Origin of the sequence: Agromyces mediolanus (assembly GCF_014648575.1) — a bacterium.
Lineage (GTDB): Bacteria > Actinomycetota > Actinomycetes > Actinomycetales > Microbacteriaceae > Agromyces > Agromyces mediolanus.
Window position 1 is genome coordinate 565,931 of the sequence record NZ_BMRJ01000002.1, and the last position, 19,336, is coordinate 585,266.

Below are 19,336 nucleotides of genomic sequence, written 5' to 3' on the forward strand. Positions count from 1 at the left end.
AAGATTCACTATAGGATGAATGAAGATCGACGGTGATGGAGGCGAGCGATGACGAGTGAGACCGAGCGGCCGGGCGTGCTCGCGGGGCTCCGCGTCGCCGACTTCTCCCGCGTGCTCGCCGGCCCCTACGCGACCATGACGCTCGCCGACTTCGGCGCCGACGTCATCAAGATCGAGTCACCGGCCGGCGACGACACCCGGCACTGGAAGCCGCCCGTCGACGCCGCGGGCAACGCCACCTACTTCGGCAGCGTGAACCGCAACAAGCGCTCCGTGGCGCTCGACCTCACGAGCGAGGCCGGCCTCGCCGAGGCCCGACGGCTCGCCGCGAGCGCCGACGTCGTCATCGAGAACTTCCGCCCCGGCGTGATGGCCCGCTTCGGCCTCGCCTACGACGACGTCCGGGCGCTGAACCCGCGCGCAGTCTACTGCTCCATCACGGGCTTCGGCACCGGCGAGGGGGCCGCGCTCGCCGGCTACGACCTGCTCGTGCAGGCCGTCGGCGGGCTCATGTCCATCACCGGCGAGCCCGAGGGCGAACCGGCGAAGGCGGGCGTCGCCCTCGTCGACGTGCTCTGCGGCCAGAACGCGGTCGCCGGCATCCTGCTCGCCCTCCGCGAGCGCGAGCGCACCGGCCGCGGCCAGCTCGTCGAGGTGAACCTGCTGCAGAGCCTCCTCGCCGCGCTCACCAACCAGGCGGCGTCGACGCTCGTGACGGGTCGCGCGCCGCGCCGCCTGGGCAACCAGCATCCCTCGATCGCGCCTTACGCCGTGTTCCCCGCCGCCGACCGCGACCTCGTCATCGCCGTCGGCAACGACAAGCAGTTCCGGGCGCTCACGGCCGAGCTCGGCATCCCCGGCCTCGCCGACGACGAGCGCTACGCGACGAACGAGGCGCGCGTCGCCCACCGCGAGCACCTGCGCGCCGAACTCGAGGCCGCCCTCGCCGCCGCGCCCGCAGCCGCGTGGGTCGGCCGCTTCGCCGCGCGCGGCGTTCCGGCCGGCCTCGTGAACGACGTCGCCGAGGCGATCGCCTTCGCCGAGTCCCTCGGGCTCGAGCCCGTCGCCGAGATCGCGCAGAGCCGCACCGTCGCGAACCCCATCGGGCTCTCCGAGTCCGCCCCCGCCTACCGCACCCCGCCGCCCGCACTCGACCAGCACGCGGGCGCCGACTGGAACGACGCCTCGACCGGCCAAGGAAAGGAATCCCGATGACCACCGCACCCCGCATCGACCAGGTCTTCGACTTCGACGAGCTGCTGAGCGAGGAGGAGCGCGGCTGGCAGCAGCGGGCGCGCGCGTTCGCGCAGGACCGCATCCTGCCGATCATCGAGGACGACTTCGAGCAGAAGCACTTCCGCACGGAGCTCATCCCCGAGCTCGGCGCCGCGGGTTTCCTCGGCATGCACCTGAGCGGCTACGGCTGCGCGGGCGCCGGCGCGGTGAGCTACGGCCTCGTCTGCCTCGAGCTCGAGGCCGCCGACTCGGGCTGGCGCACCTTCGTCTCCGTGCAGGGCTCGCTCGCGATGAGCGCCATCCACAAGTACGGCTCGGAGGAGCAGAAGCAGCAGTGGCTGCCCGGCATGGCGAAGGGCGAGCTGATCGGCTGCTTCGCGCTCACCGAGCCGCAGGGCGGCAGCGACCCCGCCGCGATGACGACCGTCGCCCGCCGCGACGGCGACGGCTGGGTGCTCGACGGCGCGAAGCGCTGGATCGGGCTCGCCTCACTCGCCGACGTCGCCGTCGTCTGGGCCCGGGTCGAGGACCCCGCCTACGGCGAGGGCGGCAAGGCGGTGCGCGGCTTCCTCGTGCCGACGACGACCCCGGGCTTCACCGCGACCCCGATCGACGGAAAGCTCTCGATGCGGGCGAGCGTGCAGTGCGACATCGAGCTCGACGGCGTGCGGCTCCCGGCCGACGCGATCCTGCCGGGCGCCGAGGGGCTGTCCGGGCCGTTCGGCTGCCTGAACGAGGCGCGCTACGGCATCGTCTGGGGCGCGATGGGCGCCGCGCGGTCCTGCCTCGAGGTCGCCCTCGACCGCTCGATCACGCGCGAGGTCTTCGGCAAGCCGATCGGCGCGAACCAGCTCACCCAGGCGAAGCTCGCCGACATGCTGCTCGAGGTCGAGAAGGGCATGCTGCTCGCCCTGCACCTCGGCCGCCGCAAGGAGGCCGGTCGGCTCACCCCGGCCCAGATCTCGGTCGGCAAGCTGAACAGCGTGCGCGAGGCGCTCGCCATCGCCCACGAGGCGCGCACCATCCTCGGCGGCGACGGCATCACCAACGCCTTCCCGGTGATGCGGCACGCGGCGAACCTCGAGTCGGTGCGCACCTATGAGGGCACCGACGAGATCCACCAGCTCATCCTCGGCCGGGCGCTGACCGGCCTGAACGCGTTCTGAGCGGGGGCGCAGCGAGATGACGACCGTCGACGACGCCGTCCGAGCCGCCGCGGCCAGCGGGCTCGAGCGCAGCGAGCGCAGCGAGCGGGCCGGCTGGCTCCGCGCGATCGCCGAGGCGCTCGAGGCGCACCGCGCCGAGCTGGTCGGGATCGCGAACCGGGAGACCCACCTCTCCGACGCCCGGCTCGACGGCGAGGTCACCCGCACCGCGACGCAGCTGCGCTTCTTCGCCGGCGTCGTCGAGGAGGGCTCCTACCTCGAGGCGACCCTCGACCGGCCGGATGCCACGCTGCTGCCGCCGCGCCCCGATCTGCGGCGCATGCTGCGGCCGCTCGGGGTCGTCGCCGTGTTCGCGGCGTCGAACTTCCCCTTCGCCTTCTCGGTGCTCGGCAACGACACCGCCTCGGCGCTCGCCGCCGGCGACCCCGTCGTCGTGAAGGCGCACCCGGGGCATCCCGAGCTGTCCCGCCGCACCGCGGCGATCGCCCGCGAGGCGCTCGCCGCGGCGGGCGGCCCGGCCGACGCGCTCGTGCTCGTCGAGGGGATGGATGCCGGCATCGAGCTCGTGCGCCATCCGCTCGTGCGCGCGGTGGGCTTCACCGGCTCGACCCGCGGCGGCCGCGCGCTGTTCGACCTCGCCGCCTCGCGCCCCGAGCCGATCCCGTTCTACGGCGAGCTCGGCTCGATCAACCCGGTCGTCGTGACGCCGGCCGCCGCCGCGGAGGACGCGGCCGGGCTCGCCGCGGGCCTCGCCGGCTCCTTCACTCGCGACGGCGGCCAGTACTGCACGAAGCCCGGCCTCGTGTTCGTGCCCCGTGGCACCGGCTTCGAGGCCGCGCTCGCGACGGCCGCCGCCGAGGCCCCGGGCCAGCGCCTGCTCACCGAGGGCATGACGAGCGCGTTCGCCGAGGGCGCGAGCGGCATCGCCGCGCGCGACGACGTCGAGCTCCTCGTCGACGGCGGCGCCTCGCCGGAGCCCGGCGTGTCCCGGCCGACCGTCGTCGCCACCGATATTGCGGCGTTCCTCGCCGAGCCGGCCGCGTTCCAGGAGGAGCACTTCGGCCCGCTCACCCTGCTCGTGCGCTACGACGACGCCGCGCCCGGCGGCGAGCTCGACCGGGCGCTCGGCACGCTCGAGGGCAGCCTCACCGGCACCGTGCGGCACGCGGCATCCGACGACGACGAGCTCGTCGCGCGGGCGAGCGCCGCGCTCGCCCGCATCGCCGGCCGCGTGCTCTACAACGGCTGGCCGACGGGCGTCGCGATCGCCTGGGCGCAGCACCACGGTGGCGGATGGCCCGCCTCGACCGCGTCCGTGCACACCTCGGTCGGCGCGAGCGCGATCCGGCGCTTCCTCACGCCCGTCGCGTACCAGGACGCGCCGCAGGGAGTGCTGCCGGTCGAACTCCGCGACGGCAACCCGGCGGGCGTGCCGCGCCGGGTGGACGGGGTGCTCGAGGCGTAGCCCGCCCGCGGCGGGAATGCAACGGGGCGTCACGCGGTTTCTGGAAGGCGGCGCCCTGTGCTGGACTACGGGGCGTCCCACCAGCGCCGCACACCCGCGGCCTTCCGAAACGGAGCACCACCGATGCCCAGTCCCCGTCGTCTCCGCGCCGCCATCGGCGCCGCCGCGTCCGTCGTCGCCGTGATCGCCCTCGCCGCCTGCTCGAGCGGCGGTGCCGGCTCGGCGTCCCAGACCGGCTCCGCGGACGACGAGTACGGGCTGCTGAAGCCGGGCACGCTGACCGTCGCGACCGAGGGCACCTACCGGCCGTTCACGTTCCACGAGGAGGGCTCGGGCGAGCTCGTCGGCTACGACGTCGAGGTCGCCGAGGCGGTCGCCGAGGAGCTCGGCCTGAAGGTCGAGTTCCAGGAGACCCAGTGGGACGCGATCTTCGCGGGCCTCGAGGCGGGGCGCTTCGACGTCATCGCGAACCAGGTCTCGATCAACCCGGAGCGCGAGGAGAAGTACCTCCTCTCGACCCCGTACACCGTCTCGCCGAGCGTCGTGGTCGTGAAGGACGGCGACACCTCGATCACGAGCTTCGCCGACCTGGCGGGCAAGACCACCGCCCAGTCGCTCACGAGCAACTTCTACACCCTCGCCCAGGAGGCGGGCGCGAACGTGCAGTCCGTCGAGGGCTGGGCGCAGGCCGTCGCCCTGCTGGAGCAGGGCCGCGTCGACGCGACCGTCAACGACGAGCTGACCTACCTCGACTACGTCAAGGAGCACCCCGACGCGAAGCTCGCGGTCGCGGCCGAGACCGACCCCGCCGAGAGCGCCTTCGCGTTCACGAAGCAGAAGACCGCGCTCGTGAAGGCCGTCGATGAGGCGCTCGCCAAGCTGCAGGCCGACGGCACGCTCGCGAAGATCGGCGAGAAGTACTTCGGCCAGGACGTCTCCCAGTAGTACCGTCCTGACTATGGCCGACGGCTGGCAGCTCTTCCTCGATTCCTTCTGGCCGATCGTCTGGGGCGCGGTGAGCGGGACCATCCCGCTCGCCCTCGCCTCCTTCGCGATCGGACTCGTGCTCGCCCTGGGCGTCGCGCTCATGCGGCTCTCGCGGAACCGAGTGGTCTCGGGCATCGCCCGGGTGTACATCTCGATCATCCGCGGCACGCCGCTGCTCGTGCAGCTCTTCGTGATCTTCTACGGCCTGCCGGCGATCGGGGTCGTCATCGACCCGTGGCCGAGCGCGATCGCGGCGTTCTCGCTGAACGTCGGCGGCTACGCCGCCGAGATCATCCGGGCGGCCATCCTCTCGGTGCCGAAGGGGCAGTGGGAGGCCGGCTACACGATCGGCATGTCGCACGCGAAGACCCTGCGGCGGATCATCCTGCCGCAGGCGGCCCGTGTCTCGGTGCCGCCGCTGTCGAACTCGTTCATCTCGCTCGTGAAGGACACCTCGCTCGCCTCGCTCATCCTCGTGACCGAGCTGTTCAAGGTGTCGCAGCAGATCGCGGCCTTCAGCCAGGAGTTCATGCTCCTCTACCTCGAGGCCGCACTCGTCTACTGGATCATCTGCCTCGCTCTGTCGAGCGGGCAGAGCGCCCTGGAGCGGAGGCTCGATCGCTATGTCGCCCACTGACCCCGTGCCCGCTGACCCGTCGCCCGCTGAGCGCCCGCTGCTGACGGCGACGGGCCTCCGGAAGGCCTTCGGCGAGAACGAGGTGCTGCGCGGCATCGACTTCGAGGTGCGCCGCGGCGAGGTCGTCGTGCTCATCGGCCCGAGCGGCTCGGGCAAGACGACCGTGCTGCGCTCGCTGAACGGGCTCGAGACCCCCGACGCGGGCGTGCTCGACCTCGACGGCGGTCCCGTGATCGACTTCGCCGCGCAGGCGCTCGGCCCCGCGAAGGCGGCGAAGCAGCAGCGGCTCGCCCTGCGCGACCGTTCGGCGATGGTGTTCCAGCACCACAACCTGTTCCCGCACCTCACGGTGCTCGAGAACGTCATCGAGGGCCCGGTGCAGGTGCAGCGCGTGCCGAAGGCCCGGGCGGTCGCCGAGGCGACGGCGCTGCTCGACCGCGTCGGACTCGCCGAGAAGCGCGACGCGTACCCCTTCGAGCTGTCCGGCGGGCAGCAGCAGCGGGTCGGCATCGTGCGGGCGCTCGCGCTGAAGCCCGATCTGCTGCTCTTCGACGAGCCGACGAGCGCGCTCGACCCCGAGCTCGTCGGCGAGGTGCTGCAGGTGATCGCCGAGCTCGCCCGCGAGGGGTGGACGATGGTCGTCGTCACCCACGAGCTCGCCTTCGCCAGGCAGGCCGCCGACGAGGTGCTGTTCCTCGACGGCGGCGTGGTCGTCGAGCGCGGCACGCCGCAGGAGCTCTTCACCGCGCCGCGCGAGGAGCGCACCCGCCGCTTCCTCGACCGCATCCTGCGCCCGCTCGACTGAGCGGCCAGGCCCCCGGCGGTAGCGTTGAGGGATGACTCCGCGCACCGACGGCCTCGCGTCGCCGGCCCGGGCGCGGGCGTTCACTCGGGCTCGGCGGCTGGCCACCGGTCGGCAGCGGCGCGCGCTCGGCTGGTTCCGGCTCGGCATCGCCGCGCTCGAGGTCGTGGCCCTCATCGGCAACTTCGTCTACGTGCTCGGCTTCCGCGCCTTCGCCACCGCGAACTTCTTCAGCTACTTCACCGTGCAGTCGGCGTTCGCGGCGGTCGCGACGCTCGTGCTCGCGGGCGGCTACGCCCTGCTCGCACCGCGCGACCCCCGCTGGCTCGGCACGCTCCGCACGATCGTGACCGTGTACGTCGTGATCTCGGGCATCGTCTTCGCCCTCATCGTGGCGAACGCCTCGACCCGGGACTACCGCATCGAGGTGCCCTGGTCGGACACGCTGCTGCACTTCGTCGTGCCGGCGCTCGCGCTCGTCGCCTGGACGGTGGACGCCGCCCTCGCGGTGAACCCGCGCGTGCCGTGGTCGACGCTCGGCTGGGTGCTCGTCTACCCGGTGCTCTGGCTCGGCTACACCCTCGTGCGCGGCGCCGACGTCGGCTGGTACCCGTACTTCTTCCTCGACGAGACGCAGGTCGGCGGCCCGTGGGGCGTGGCGCTCTACTGCGCCGTCGTGCTCGTGATCTTCGTGAGCGTGACGGCCGGGCTCGTCGGGCTCAACCGCGGACTGTGGCGTACGGCGCGAGATCGACGAGCACGGCGTTCTGGAATGTCTGATCGTCGAGCCGGTCGAGCAGCCGTGCCTGCGACGCCGCGATGACGCCGACGAGCACCGGGTCTCCGCCGAGGTCGATCCAGCCGGCGACGTGCGAGGGGGTTTCGACGGTGAGCAGCTGCGGCATTCCCGCCTGCGCGTCGGCGGCCGTCTTTCCCTCTGCGGGGGTGGGCTCGCGCCAGAACGCCTCCTCGAAGCGGAGCCAGACCAGGTCGAGGGCCCCCGTGCGGAGCACGTCGATCGCCTCCTGATGCGCGGCGGGCAGCGCCGGTTCGAAGGCGAAGGCGTCGGACTGCAGCACCCCGAGCGGCACGGCGACGATCGCGCGGTCGGCGGCGACGGACTCGCCGGAGTCGAGGCGCAGGCCGACCCGCCGATCGGTGATCGTCACCCGGGTGACCGCGCTGCCCGCGGCGACGTCGAGGCCGTCGGCGAGCCGGTCGGTGACGTCGGCGAGCCGACCGGTGACGAGGCGGCGGGAGGTCTCGGCGAGCCCCGCGAGGTCGGTTCGCCCCGACACGAGGGTGGCGCCGGCGCCGGTGAGCGGTTCGACCCCGGTGCGGATCGAGTGCTGCAGCCAGGCGAGGCCCTCCGGCGGCAGCTCGCTCGCGCCGCTCGCGCGGAGCGCGTCGGCGAGGGATCGGTCGACGTCCTGCGCGAGGGCCCACTCGTGCGCACGGGCGAGGGCGTCGGGGCCCGTGGCCGGCACCTCGAGCACGGTGCCGTCGGCGGCGCGGGTCCGGGTGCTGCTCGAGAAGGGCTCCGTCGCGACGTCGCTCGCCGACAGCAGGGCGGTGAGCTCCTCGTCGTCGTCCACGAAGAGCGGGCCGAGCTCGACGGGGCGGCCGAACGCGGCATCCTCCACCGAGTCGATGCGCCCGCCGATGCGCGTGCGCGCCTCGACCACGATGACCTCGAAGCCCTCGTCCTGCAGCACCCGGGCCGCGGCGAGGCCCGCGAGACCGGCCCCGACGACGGCGACGCGCTCGCCGGGCTCCGCGCGCTCCACGAGCGAGCGGGCGGCGAGCCGACCGGAGGAGAGCGCGCCCTGCAGGGTGCCCGGCGCGTCGACGGAGCAGGCCTCGCCGGCGAACCAGACCCGGTCGGCGACCGGTTCGGCGAGCGCCTCGCGCAACTCGGGCGTCGTGCCGACGGCCTGGAAGCCGAAGGCGCCGCGGGCGAAGGGGTCGGCCGCCCAGGCGGAGCGGCGCATGGCGCTCGGCAGCGGGATGCCGGCTGGGGCGCTCGGTGTCGGCGTGGGCGACAGGCTCGGGCTCGGCGCGGGAGAGCCGCTCGGGGGCGGCTTCGGGCCCGCCGTGCAGCTCGCGAGCGCGAGCGAGGCGGCCCCCGCCAGCCCGGCGGCCAGGAGCGCCCGGCGGCTCATGCCGCCTCCGTCAGCCCGCTCCCGCATGCCTCTCAGGCTAGCCGGAAACGCGAGATCGCCCGCGTCCGTGCGGACGCGGGCGATCATCGTGGGGGCGAGCGCGCTCAGACGGTGTAGCCGTCGGCCACCGTCAGTGCCTCGTCGATCACGTCGAGGCCGCGCACGAGCTCGTCCTCGGTGATGACGAGCGGCGGGGCGACGTGCGTGCGGTTGAAGTGCACGAACGGCGAGACGCCGTTCTGCTTGCACGCCGCGGCGAACGCGGCCATCGGGGCCGCTGCGGCGCCCGAGGCGTTGAACGGCACGAGCGGCTCGCGGGTCTCGCGGTCCTTCACGAGCTCGATCGCCCAGAACAGGCCGAGCCCGCGCACGTCGCCGACCGAGGGGTGCTTCTCCTGCAGCTCTGCGAGCCGCGGGGCGACGACGCGCTCGCCCAGGTCGCGGACCCGCTCGAGGATGCCGTCGCGCTCGAACACCTCGAAGGTCGCCACGCCGGCCGCGCAGGCGAGCGGGTGGCCCGAGTAGGTGAGCCCGCCCGGGAAGGCGACCGTGTCGAAGTGCGCGGCGATCCGCTGCGAGATGACGACGCCGCCGAGCGGCACGTAGCCCGAGTTCACGCCCTTCGCGAAGGTGATCAGGTCGGGGGTGACGCCGAAGTGGTTCACCGCGAACCACTCGCCGATGCGGCCGAAGCCGACCATGACCTCGTCGGCGATGTAGACGATGCCGTAGCGGTCGGCGAGCTCGCGGACGCCCTGCAGGTAGCCGGGCGGCGGCACGAGCACGCCGTTCGTGCCGACGACGGTCTCGATGATGATCGCGGCGATCGTCGAGGCGCCCTCGAGCACGATGACCTGCTCGAGGTGGGCGAGGGCGCGCGCCGTCTCCTCCTCGGGGCTCGTCGAGCCCCACGCGGAGCGGTACTCGTAGGGGCCGAAGAAGTGCGCCACGCTGCCGTCGCTCGGCTCGTTCGCCCAGCGCCGCGGGTCGCCCGTGAGCGAGATCGCGGTGGCGGTCGAGCCGTGGTAGCTGCGGTACATCGAGAGCACCTTGCGGCGCCCGGTGACCTGGCGGGCCATCCGCACCGCGTACTCGTTCGCGTCCGCGCCGCCGTTGGTGAAGAACACCTTGTCGAGGTCGCCGGGGGCGACCTCGGCGATGCGGCGGGCGAGCTCGCCGCGCACATCGGAGGCCATCGACGGCTGGATCGTCGCGAGCCGGCCCGCCTGCTGCTGGATGGCGGCGACGAGGTCGGGGTGCTGGTGGCCGAGGTTCAGGTTCACCAGCTGGCTCGAGAAGTCGAGGTAGGCGTTGCCCTGGTAGTCCCAGAACGTCGAGCCCTCGCCCGCGGCGACGGGCAGCGGGTCGATGAGGGCCTGGGCGCTCCACGAGTGGAACACGTGCGCACGGTCGTCCGCGCGCACCTGCGCGTCGCCGGCGGCGTCGGGCAGGGCGTGCGTCGCGCCGTGGCGGTCGGTGTAGCTGGCGGTCTGGGTCAGCGTGTCGGTCATGATGCTCCTTGCCGGTTCAGCGAGCCGGGTCAGTGGTTCTGCGGGAAGCCGAGGTTGATGCCGCCGTGCTGGGCCGGGTCGAGCCAGCGGCTCGTGATCGCCTTCTCGCGGGTGAAGAAGTCGAAGCCGTGCGCGCCGTAGGCCTTCGCGTCGCCGAACAGCGACTGCTTCCAGCCGCCGAAGGAGTGGTAGGCGACCGGCACGGGGATCGGCACGTTGATGCCGATCATGCCGACCTGGACCTCGTTCTGGAAGCGGCGGGCCGCGCCGCCGTCGTTCGTGAAGATCGCGGTGCCGTTGCCGAACTGGCCGGAGTTGATGAGCTCGAGGCCCTCGTCGTAGCTCGCGACGCGGACGACCGAGAGCACCGGGCCGAAGATCTCCTCGGTGTAGGCGCGCGAGGTGGTCGGCACCTTGTCGAGCAGGGTCGGGCCGAAGAAGAAGCCGTCCTCGTGGCCGTCGACGGTGAAGCCGCGGCCGTCGACGACGATCTCGGCGCCGTCGGCCTCGGCGATGTCGACGTACGAGGACACCTTGTCGCGGTGCACGGCGGTGATGAGCGGGCCCATGTCGGGCTCGACCCCGTCGGTGCCCGCGCCGTTGCCGATCTTCAGCTTCGCGATGCGCTCGGTGATCTTCGCGATCAGCTCGTCGGCGACGGGCTCGACGGCGAGCACGACCGAGATGGCCATGCAGCGCTCGCCCGCGGCGCCGTAGCCCGCGTTGATGGCCTGGTCGGCGACGAGGTCGAGGTCGGCGTCGGGCAGCACGAGCATGTGGTTCTTCGCGCCGCCGAGGGCCTGCACGCGCTTGCCGTGCTTGGAGGCGGTCTCGTAGATGTACTGCGCGATCGGGGTCGAGCCGACGAAGGAGATGGACTGCACGAGCGGCGAGGTGAGCAGGCCGTCGACGGCGAGCTTGTCGCCCTGCAGCACGGTGAAGACGCCGTCGGGCAGGCCGGCCTCCTTCCACAGCTCGGCGAGCCAGAGGGCGGCGCTCGGGTCCTTCTCGCTCGGCTTCAGCACGACCGAGTTGCCGGCGGCGATGGCGATGGGGAAGAACCACATCGGCACCATGGCCGGGAAGTTGAAGGGGCTGATGATGCCGACGACGCCGAGCGGCTGCTTGATCGAGTAGACGTCGATGCCGGTCGAGGCGCTCTCGGAGAACGCGCCCTTGATGAGCGAGGGGAAGCCGGTCGCGAGCTCGACGACCTCCTGGCCGCGGAGGATCTCGCCCATCGCGTCGGAGAGCACCTTGCCGTGCTCGGCGGTGATGATCTCGGCGAGCTCGCCGCGGCGGGCGTTTAGCAGCTCGCGGAACGCGAAGAGCACGGTCTGGCGCTTGGCGATCGAGTAGCCGCTCCAGATCTCGAAGCCGGCCTGCGCCGAGGCGATGGCCGCGTCGATCTCGGCCTGGTCGGCGAGGGCGACCTCGGCCTGCACGGCGCCGGTGGCCGGGTTGAAGACCGGGGCGGTGCGGCCCGAGGTCGAGGCGCGGTGGCCGCCGTCGACCCAGTGGCCGATGACCGGCACCGAGGCCGTCGAGCTCGTGGCGGATGCGGTCTCGGTCGTGCTCATGGCGTCTCCTTCTCAGGGGTGGAACGGGCCGGCCGGACAGAATGCCCGGAGCTCGGCTAAGCTTGTGTTTCCCAGTGTTGCAGAGCCGAAGTGAGTGAAGCGGTGGCAGATCGTCGCGAAGATGAGTCGATCCGAACGGAACGTCCGAGCCCGGTCGCAGAGGGTGCCGGACTGCCGACCGTGCGCGAGCTCCTCGCCCTCCCGGCCCTCGCCGACGGCGTGCCCGAGGTGCTCGTCGGCGGCGAGGCGCTCGACGCCCGGGTGCGCTGGGCGCACGTCTCGGACAGCGCCGGCGTCGCCCGTCTCCTCGACGGCGGCGAGCTGCTGCTCACGACCGGCTCCGGCTGGCCGACCGAGCCCGAGGAGCTGGACGCGTTCATCGGCGGCCTCGTCGACGCCGGGCTCGCCGGGCTCGTGCTCGAGCTCGGCGTGCACTACCGCTACGTGCCCGCCGTGGTCGCCGAGGCGGCCGAGCGGCGGGGCCTCGCGCTCGTCGCGCTGCACCGCGAGGTGAAGTTCGTCGCCCTCACCGAGGCCGTGCACGGCCGCATCATCTCGGCGCAGACCGCCGCGCTCGTCGCCCGCGACGAGGTGCGCGAGCGCTTCACCGGGCTCGCGCTGCGCGGCTCGCCGGCGGACTTCATCGTGCGTCAGCTCGCAGCGACGCTCGGCTCGGGGGTCGTGCTCGAGAACCTCGCGCACGAGGTGGTGAGCGCCGAGGTGCCGCCGAGCGAGGAGGAGCCGCTGCTGCGGCAGTGGGAGGCGCGCTCGCGGCGCGCGCACCGCGGCGACGCCGAGGGCTGGCTCATCGTGCCGGTCGAGGCGCGCGGGCTGCGCTGGGGGCACCTCGTGGCGCTCCCCGGGCCGGAGCATCCCGCCGGTCGCTCCGCCGTGCTCGAACAGGGTGCGACGGCGCTCGCCTTCGGCCGGCTCGCCGACGCGGGCGGCGACGAATGGGCGCGCATCGGGCGCCAGCGACTCGTCGACGCCCTCCTCGAGGGGCGCTTCGCCGCGCTGCCGAACGCCGCGGCCAGGCTCGAGGCGGCCGGGCTGCCGATCGCCCACGGGGTGCAGTTCGGCGTGGTCGCCTCGGGGGCCGAGATCTCGGGCGAGCGGGCGGATGCCGCGGCGCGCGCGCTCGGCGGCCGGGCACTCGCCGGCGCGCTCGCCGAGGGGCAGGCGCCGGCCTCCGTGCTGCTCGTCTCGCTGCCGGAGGCGACGCGCTTCGCGGTCGACGAGACCGGGGTGCTCGCCTTCGCCCGCTCGCTCGTCGAGGAGCCCGCCGCCCGCGAGCGGCTCGTGCTCTCGGTGGGTCAGGCGGCGCACGGCCTCGCCGAGCTGCTCGCCTCGGTGCAGCAGGCGCGGGACCTCGCGCGGGTGCCGGTGGCGCGGGGCGCGCGCGGGCCCGTCGTCCGGCGCGCCGACGACCGCCCGCTCGTGCGGCTCGTCACCTCGCTGCGCGACGACCACCGGCTGCAGGAGCACGGCGAGCGGATGCTCGCGCCGCTCATCGAGTACGACCTCGCCCGCGGCGGCGACCTGCTCGACGTGCTCGCCGCGATGCTCGCGCATCCGGGCAACCGCACGGCCGCGGCGTCGGCATCGCACCTGTCGCGCTCGGTCTTCTACCAGCGCATCGCGCTCATCGCGGAGCTGCTCGACGCGGATCTCGACGACGGCGAGACGCTCACGGCGCTGCATCTCGCGCTGCTCGTGCGGCGGAGCGGGAGCCGCTGAGCCGGCGGCGAGGCATCCGGTTACTTGCTATTGACAAGTTGACTTGCAAAGAGCAAGCTAAAGGCGTCCACGCACCATCTCGACGACGAAACCGGAGCACGCCATGACCGCCACCAGCATCTTCGTGAACCTCCCCACGACCGACCTCGAGCGCTCGAAGGCGTTCTACGAGGCGCTCGGCTTCAGCATCAACCCGCTCTTCACCGACGAGAACGCCGCCTGCGTCGTGCTCGACGAGAACGTCTACTTCATGGTGCTCACCCGCGACTACCTCGCGACCTTCACCGACAAGCAGATCATCGACCCGAAGACGCACGCGCAGGCGCTCATCGCGCTCAGCCGGGAGTCCCGCGACGGCGTCGACGAGGTGCTCGCCAAGGGCCTCGCCGCGGGCGGCACCGAGCCGCGCGAGGCGCAGGACTACGGCTTCATGTACTCGCGCGACCTCGAGGACCCGGACGGCAACGTGCTCGAGTTCCTCTTCATGGAGCAGGCGGCCGCCGAGCAGGGCCCCGACGCGTACCTCGCCGGCCAGGCCTGACGAGGCGCCCGTGGGCACCCGCGCCGCGCGCGGCTTCGGCCAGTACAGCGGCGTCGCGCGCGCCGTCGAGCGGGTCGGCGAACGATGGGCGCTGCTCATCGTGCGCGACCTGCTCGGCGGTGCGCGCCGGTACAGCGACCTCAAGGCGTCCCTGCCCAGGATCCCGACGAACATCCTGAGCGACCGGCTCAAGGAGCTGCAGGAGGCGGGCCTCGTGCGCCGCGTGCCGAGCGTGCGCGGCGGCTACGAGCTGACGCCGCTCGGTCGCGGGCTCGAGCCGGTGGTCCTGGCACTCGAGCGCTGGGGCTGGTCGGTGCTCGGCGATCCCGGCGAGGGCGAGACGATGAGCGCCGACGCGCTCGGCTTCGCGCTCGCCGCGGCATTCCGGCCGGATGCCGCGGCGGCGCTCCCGCCGACCGAGTACGTGCTGACGCTCTCCGGGGCGGAGCCGCCCGTGGCGGTCTCGGCGATCGTGGTCGGCGGCACGCTCGACGTCGTCCCCGTCGGCTCCGGTGCGCTGCCCCAGCCGCGGCGGCGCTCCGCCCTCGAGCCGGTGCCGGAGGCGGTGCTCGAGCTCGAGCTGGCGCCGGCGGCGCTGCGCGCCCTGCTCGCCGACGGCGCGATAGGCCGGCCCGGGTCGGCACCGTTCGCGGGGGATGCCGAGCTGCTCGACCGCTTCACCCGCACCTTCCGCATCGAGCCCGTCGGGCCGCCGCCCGGCGCGGCGGGCTCCACGGGCGCCGCGGTCGCGTAGGCGTTACCGGAGCGATATCTCCGCGACGCCCGGCGGACGGCATCGAGCGGATACGCTGAGCCGACCACTGCAGGTGAACGGCTTGGGGGAGACGATGACGGGATCGAGCGCGGGCGGGCGCGTCAGGATCGCGGGGGCGGTCGCGGCGGTCGCCGCGCTGCTGCTCACCGGCTGCGCGAGCGGGCCGGAACCGACGCCGAGCCCGACGGCGAGCGAGACGCCCACCGCGACGCCGACCTTGACGCCCACCGCGACGCCGGTGGCCGCCCCGGACCCGGCCGACCCGTCGAGCTGGCTGATCAGCGCCGACGGCATCGGGCCGATCGAGCGCGGAGCGGCATACCCCGAGGCGATCGACTCGCTGACGGAGCTGTACTCGGTCGAGCCGTCCGGGCTGTGCCCGGAGCTCGTGTACCTGCGACGAGATGCCGCCGCCGACGTGCTCGTCATCCGCTCGGAGGACGGGTCCTCGGTGCACCGGGTCTGGGTCTTCGGCTCCGTCCGCGACCCGGAGGGGCTGCGCGACGGCGGCGCGACCGAAGCCGGGATTCGATTGGGCGCGACCGTCGCGGAACTCCAGGCCGCCTACCCGGATCTCGAGCTGGTCATCGAGCGGCCGAGTTCGACGGTGTTCTCCGTCGGCGACGACGAGGCGGGATGGATCATCTTCACTGCGGTCGAGGGTGTCGTGGGTGGCATCGCCGCCGCGGACACGAAGTTCACCCCGCAGGAGCTGTGCGCGTGAGCGTGCGAGTCGGTGCCGCCACGCTCGGGGGTCTCGCGATCGCCGCGCTGCTGCTCACCGGCTGCGCGAGCGGGCCGGAGCCGACGCCGAGCCTGTCGGCGAGCGAGACGCCGACGCCCACCGCGACGCCGACGCCCACCGTGGCGGCACCCGATCCCGCCGACCTCACGACCTGGGTCATCAGTGGAGCCGGCTTCGGACCCGTCACTCGCGGAGCGGCGTATCCGGGAGTCGCGGAACCGCTCACGGCGTTCGAGCTCTCACCCGTCGACGAGATCTGCCCGACGCTGTTCACGCTCGAAGGCGAGGACACCGCCGCGCTGCTGCTCATCGTCTCGGCGGCGGGCGACGTCGTCGAGGAGGTGTGGGTCTCCGGCTCGCCGGATGCCTCGGGCGCGCTGCCCGTCGCGCCGCGAACGGTCGAGGGCATCGGCCTCGGCTCGAGCATCGACGAGCTCACGGCCGCGTATCCGGAGCTGCAGCAGGTCGGCCAGCTGAGCGCGGAGGGCTTCGGTTACGCCGTCGGCGACGAGGAGCTCGGCTGGGTCGACTTCATCGTCGTCGAGGACGTCGTGACGAGCATCGGCTCCTCCGCCGAGCCCCGTGCGCCGAAGGAGTTCTGCGGCTAGGCGAACGCCCGGCGCACCTCTTCGTGGGGCAGCGCGTAGCTCGCGTGCCCGTCGCGGCCCTCGAGGTCGCGGGCGGCGACGAGGGCGTTCGCAACGGCCTCCTCGACAGCCTCGACCGTGGCGCGGTACAGCGGATCGATCGCGCCCCAGGGCACGAAGTCGAGCCGCTCGAGCCCCTGGTTCGCCCCGCGACCGAGCTGGGAAGTGAGGGCGCCGGGGTTCGCGGTCGAGAACGCGAGGAAGATGTCGCCCGAGAAGTGGCTGCCCGCCGTGCCGGTGCGGGCGAGGCCGAGCGGCACTCGTCGGGCGAGGGCCTCGCACTGGCCCGGGAGGAGCGGGGCATCCGTCGCGACGATGACGATCACGCTGCCGGCGCCCGCGGCGGCCTTCGTGCGTTCGCCGTCGCGCACGAACCAGTCGTCGTCCTCGATCGGCTTCGGCGCGGCGGACTCGCGGCCGAGCGGCCGGCCGGCGAGCCGGAGCTCGTCGCGGTCGCCGAAGTTGGCCTGCAGCAGGACGCCCACGGTGTACTCGCCGCCGGCCGTCGCGACCACCCGCGACGCGCTGCCGGTGCCGCCCTTGAAGGCGTAGCAGTTCATGCCCGTGCCGCCGCCGACGTTGCCCTCGGCGATCGGGCCGCCGGCGGCGGCGTCGAGGGCGGCCCGCGCGTGCTCGGGCCGCACGTGCCCGCCGTTGATCTCGTTCAGGTAGCCGTCCCAGGTCTCGCCGACGACCGGCAGCATCCACTGCGCGGACACCTCGGGATGCGTCTGGTGCACCCACTCGTCGACGCCCTGGTGCACGGCGCCGACGGCGTGCGAGTTCGTGATCGCGATCGGCAGCGCGAGCATGCCGGCCTCGTCGATCCAGCTGCGCCCGGTCAGCTCCCCGTTCCCGTTCAGCGAGAAGGTGCCGGCGGCGCAGGGGACGCCGACGCCGTCACGGCCGCGGGGGAGGATCGCCGTCACCCCGGTGCGCGCCGTGCCCGCCTCGTCGGGTCCGCTCACGAGCGTCGTGTAGCCGACCTGCACCCCGGGGACGTCGGTGATCGCGTTCGCGGGGCCCGGGGTGCCGTCGAAGGGCACGCCGAGGTCTCTGGCCCGCTGGGGCTCGACGGGGGACTGGCTGGTGGTCGTCATCGACGCTCCTCGTTCTCGAACACCCGTTCAACTTTCGGGTGACGATCACGCTAGCACTCTTGACAGCGCCCAGGTGCGTCGATTGAATGAGCGTTCAGATTCCGCCGCACCGAACGCGGCTGCCCCCACGCCGAGGAGACGATGATGTCTGAACACCCGATCAACACCGCCGAGCGCGCACCGTCCACCCGAAGAGGCTCCCTCGCCGCCGGCCGGCTGGGCGTCGGCGACGTCGTCTTCTTCGTCGTCTCGGCCGCGGCACCGCTCACCGTGGTCGCGAGCGCCGCGCCGACCTCGATGCGCATGGGCGGCATCGGGGCGGCCGGCGCGATGCTCGTCTGCGCCGTCGTGCTGATCCTCTTCGCCCTGGGGTTCACCGCGATGTCGACGCACGTGCGCAACACCGGCGCCTTCTACGCGTACGTCTCGCGCGGTCTCGGCAAGCCGGCGGGCCTCGGGGTGTCGTTCGTGACGATCTTCGCCTACGCCATCCTGACGGTCTGCTTCTACGGCTTCATCGGCTTCTTCGGCGAGCTCACGTTCGGCGGCCTCTTCGGCATCCAACTGCCCTGGGTGGTCTGGTCCCTGATCGCCGCCGCGGTGGTCGCCCTGCTCGGCTACCGCAAGATCGACGTCGGCGCGAAGGTGCTCGGCGTGCTGCTCACCGCGGAGGTCGCCATCCTGCTCGTGCTGTCCGTCGCCGTGCTGGTGCAGGGCGGTCCGGAGCCGTGGAGCGCCGCCCCCTTCGACCCGAAGGAGATCTTCTTCGCCGCCGGCGCCGGCAGTCTGTTCGTCGTCGGCTTCGGCGCCTACCTCGGCTTCGAGGGCACCGCGATCTACGCCGAGGAGGCCCGCAACCCGCGGCGCACCGTGCCGATCGCCACGTACCTCGCGATCGGCTTCCTCGGCGTCTTCTACGCCTTCACCTTCTGGATGCTCACGGTCGCGTTCGGCGCCGACGGCGTGATCGAGATCGCCCGCGGCGACGCCTTCGAGACGATGGTGTTCGCGGCGGGCGCCGAGTACCTCGGAGACTGGGCCGCGATCGTCATGCAGGTGCTCATCGTGACGAGCTTCTTCGCCTGCCTGCTCGCCTTCCACAACGCGTCGAGCCGCTACCTCTACTCGCTCGGCCGCGAGCGGCTGCTGCCGGCCGCGCTCGGCCGCACGCACCCGAAGACGAAGGCGCCGTACGTGGCGAGCGCCGTGATGAGCGTGATCGCCGTCGCCGCCATCCTCGTCGCATTCCTGCTCGGTGCCGACCCCTTCCTGCAGTTCGCGATCTGGACGTACGCCACCGGCGTCGCCGGACTCGTCTTCGCGCAGGCGGTCGCCGCGGTCGCCGTCGTCGGATTCTTCGCCAGGAACCGCCGCGGGCACAGCGTCTGGCGGGTGCTCGTCGCCCCCGCGATCGGCGCGGCAGGCCTGATCACGGGGTTCCTGCTCATCGCGTTCAACTTCGAGATCGTGACGACGATGACCGGCCCGATCAACTGGGTGCTGCTCGCGCCCACCCCGCTGCTGTTCATCGTCGGTATCGTGATCGCCATGATCATCCGCCGACGCGACCCGGCCCGCTACGCCGCCCTCGCCGAGAACCTCGACGACGAACGGGCCGAGGCGTGACGCGATCCGCGAAGCACGCGCAGCGCCGCGACGATCTCGTCGCGGCGCTGCGCCGCGTCGCGCGGGAGCGGGGGATGGCCCAGGCCAATGTGCGCGCCGTCGCCGCCGAGGCCGAGGTGAGCGCCGGCAGCGTGCTCTACTACTTCGACAGCTTCGAGCAGCTGCAGTTCGCCGCGGTCGAGGGCGTGCTCGAGGAGTTCTACGAGCGCCGGCGCGCGATCGCCGAGCGGGAGCCGGATGCCGCGGCGAGACTCCGCGCGCTCATCGAAGCCGGCGTGCCCGACGTGATCAGCGACGAGCTCCGACTCGTCTACGAGAGCATCGGACTGCTGCGCGAGAAGCCGCAGTACAAGCCGCTGCACCGCTCGATCGTGGAGCGGCAGGTGATGCTGTACCGCTCGACGATCGAGGTCGGCACGGCGCTCGGCGCGTTCCGGCCGCGGCAGGAGCAGGCGACCATCGCGCGCAACCTCGTCGCGCTCGAGGACGCCTACGACCTCTACCCGCTGATCGGGGTGGAGCTCGATCGGGCGGCCTGCCGCCGCGCCGTCGTCGAGTACGCCGAGCTCGCACTGGACTGCGAGCTCGGCTGACGCGCGCCGTGCGTGCCGTGCGCGCC

The 19,336-nt window shown here is 73.0% G+C and carries 18 protein-coding genes; 14 read left to right on the forward strand and 4 right to left on the reverse strand.

Annotation, left to right across the window (positions count from 1 at the left end; translation table 11 throughout):
* Positions 1-48 precede the first annotated feature (48 nt).
* From IEY71_RS12465 to IEY71_RS12495, 7 genes are all read left to right on the forward strand, one after another.
* Positions 49-1,215 carry a CaiB/BaiF CoA transferase family protein gene (locus IEY71_RS12465; protein WP_189085645.1) on the forward strand — a complete coding sequence of 389 codons (1,167 nt, stop codon included), beginning with the start codon at positions 49-51 and terminating at the stop codon, positions 1,213-1,215.
* Positions 1,212-2,402 carry an acyl-CoA dehydrogenase family protein gene (locus IEY71_RS12470; RefSeq protein WP_189085646.1) on the forward strand — a complete coding sequence of 397 codons (1,191 nt, stop codon included), beginning with the start codon at positions 1,212-1,214 and terminating at the stop codon, positions 2,400-2,402. The genes IEY71_RS12465 and IEY71_RS12470 overlap by 4 nt, the downstream gene beginning before the upstream one ends.
* A 16-nt stretch (positions 2,403-2,418) precedes the next feature.
* Positions 2,419-3,867: an aldehyde dehydrogenase (NADP(+)) gene (locus tag IEY71_RS12475; protein ID WP_189085647.1), complete on the forward strand. Its 1,449-nt coding sequence runs from the start codon at positions 2,419-2,421 to the stop codon at positions 3,865-3,867.
* Between the two features lie 123 nt (positions 3,868-3,990).
* Complete coding sequence (locus IEY71_RS12480; protein WP_189085648.1) at positions 3,991-4,812, forward strand: amino acid ABC transporter substrate-binding protein; 822 nt, start codon at positions 3,991-3,993, stop codon at positions 4,810-4,812.
* A 13-nt stretch (positions 4,813-4,825) separates the two neighbouring features.
* Positions 4,826-5,491 carry an amino acid ABC transporter permease gene (locus IEY71_RS12485; protein WP_189085649.1) on the forward strand — a complete coding sequence of 222 codons (666 nt, stop codon included), beginning with the start codon at positions 4,826-4,828 and terminating at the stop codon, positions 5,489-5,491.
* The gene (locus IEY71_RS12490; protein WP_189085650.1) at positions 5,478-6,296 is read left to right on the forward strand and encodes an amino acid ABC transporter ATP-binding protein; all 819 of its coding nucleotides are present in this window, start codon (positions 5,478-5,480) and stop codon (positions 6,294-6,296) included. Before IEY71_RS12485 ends, IEY71_RS12490 begins: the two co-directional genes overlap by 14 nt.
* A gap of 31 nt (positions 6,297-6,327) precedes the next feature.
* On the forward strand, positions 6,328-7,116 hold the full coding sequence (locus tag IEY71_RS12495; protein WP_189085651.1) for a Pr6Pr family membrane protein: 789 nt from the start codon (positions 6,328-6,330) through the stop codon (positions 7,114-7,116).
* Here the strand turns inward: IEY71_RS12495 and IEY71_RS12500 are convergent.
* The 3 genes from IEY71_RS12500 to IEY71_RS12510 form a co-directional block, all read right to left on the reverse strand.
* A complete protein-coding gene (locus tag IEY71_RS12500) occupies positions 7,013-8,482 on the reverse strand; it encodes a flavin monoamine oxidase family protein (protein ID WP_271202651.1) in 1,470 nt (489 codons plus the stop codon). The two genes, IEY71_RS12495 and IEY71_RS12500, sit on opposite strands and share 104 nt — an antisense overlap.
* 77 nt (positions 8,483-8,559) lie before the next feature.
* Positions 8,560-9,966 (reverse strand): aspartate aminotransferase family protein, encoded by a 1,407-nt coding sequence (locus tag IEY71_RS12505; RefSeq protein ID WP_189085653.1) that lies wholly within the window; start codon positions 9,964-9,966, stop codon positions 8,560-8,562.
* A 29-nt stretch (positions 9,967-9,995) separates the two neighbouring features.
* Complete coding sequence (locus IEY71_RS12510; RefSeq protein ID WP_189085654.1) at positions 9,996-11,546, reverse strand: CoA-acylating methylmalonate-semialdehyde dehydrogenase; 1,551 nt, start codon at positions 11,544-11,546, stop codon at positions 9,996-9,998.
* A gap of 180 nt (positions 11,547-11,726) precedes the next feature.
* On the opposite strand from IEY71_RS12510, the gene IEY71_RS12515 reads away from it, so the two are divergent.
* The 5 genes from IEY71_RS12515 to IEY71_RS12535 all read left to right on the forward strand — a co-directional run bounded on the left by IEY71_RS12515 (position 11,727) and on the right by IEY71_RS12535 (position 15,952).
* A complete protein-coding gene (locus IEY71_RS12515) occupies positions 11,727-13,283 on the forward strand; it encodes a PucR family transcriptional regulator (RefSeq protein WP_189085655.1) in 1,557 nt (518 codons plus the stop codon).
* Between the two features lie 103 nt (positions 13,284-13,386).
* A complete protein-coding gene (locus IEY71_RS12520; RefSeq protein WP_189085656.1) occupies positions 13,387-13,824 on the forward strand; it encodes a VOC family protein in 438 nt (145 codons plus the stop codon).
* A 10-nt stretch (positions 13,825-13,834) separates the two neighbouring features.
* On the forward strand, positions 13,835-14,578 hold the full coding sequence (locus IEY71_RS12525) for a winged helix-turn-helix transcriptional regulator (protein ID WP_189085657.1): 744 nt from the start codon (positions 13,835-13,837) through the stop codon (positions 14,576-14,578).
* Between the two features lie 94 nt (positions 14,579-14,672).
* Positions 14,673-15,323, forward strand: coding sequence for a hypothetical protein (locus IEY71_RS12530; protein WP_189085658.1), 651 nt, complete (start codon positions 14,673-14,675; stop codon positions 15,321-15,323).
* The gene (locus tag IEY71_RS12535) at positions 15,320-15,952 is read left to right on the forward strand and encodes a hypothetical protein (RefSeq protein ID WP_189085659.1); all 633 of its coding nucleotides are present in this window, start codon (positions 15,320-15,322) and stop codon (positions 15,950-15,952) included. The genes IEY71_RS12530 and IEY71_RS12535 overlap by 4 nt, the downstream gene beginning before the upstream one ends.
* On the opposite strand, the gene IEY71_RS12540 is transcribed toward IEY71_RS12535, so the two are convergent.
* Positions 15,949-17,091: a DmpA family aminopeptidase gene (locus tag IEY71_RS12540; protein ID WP_189085660.1), complete on the reverse strand. Its 1,143-nt coding sequence runs from the start codon at positions 17,089-17,091 to the stop codon at positions 15,949-15,951. The genes IEY71_RS12535 and IEY71_RS12540 overlap by 4 nt on opposite strands.
* A gap of 144 nt (positions 17,092-17,235) precedes the next feature.
* Here IEY71_RS12540 and IEY71_RS12545 point away from each other — a divergent pair, with 144 nt between their 5' ends.
* Together IEY71_RS12545 and IEY71_RS12550 are read left to right on the forward strand one after the other, a co-directional pair.
* Positions 17,236-18,717, forward strand: coding sequence for an APC family permease (locus IEY71_RS12545; RefSeq protein WP_189085661.1), 1,482 nt, complete (start codon positions 17,236-17,238; stop codon positions 18,715-18,717).
* Entirely contained in the window at positions 18,714-19,310 is a 597-nt protein-coding gene (locus tag IEY71_RS12550; protein ID WP_189085662.1) for a TetR family transcriptional regulator, read from the forward strand. Before IEY71_RS12545 ends, IEY71_RS12550 begins: the two co-directional genes overlap by 4 nt.
* Positions 19,311-19,336 lie beyond the last annotated feature (26 nt).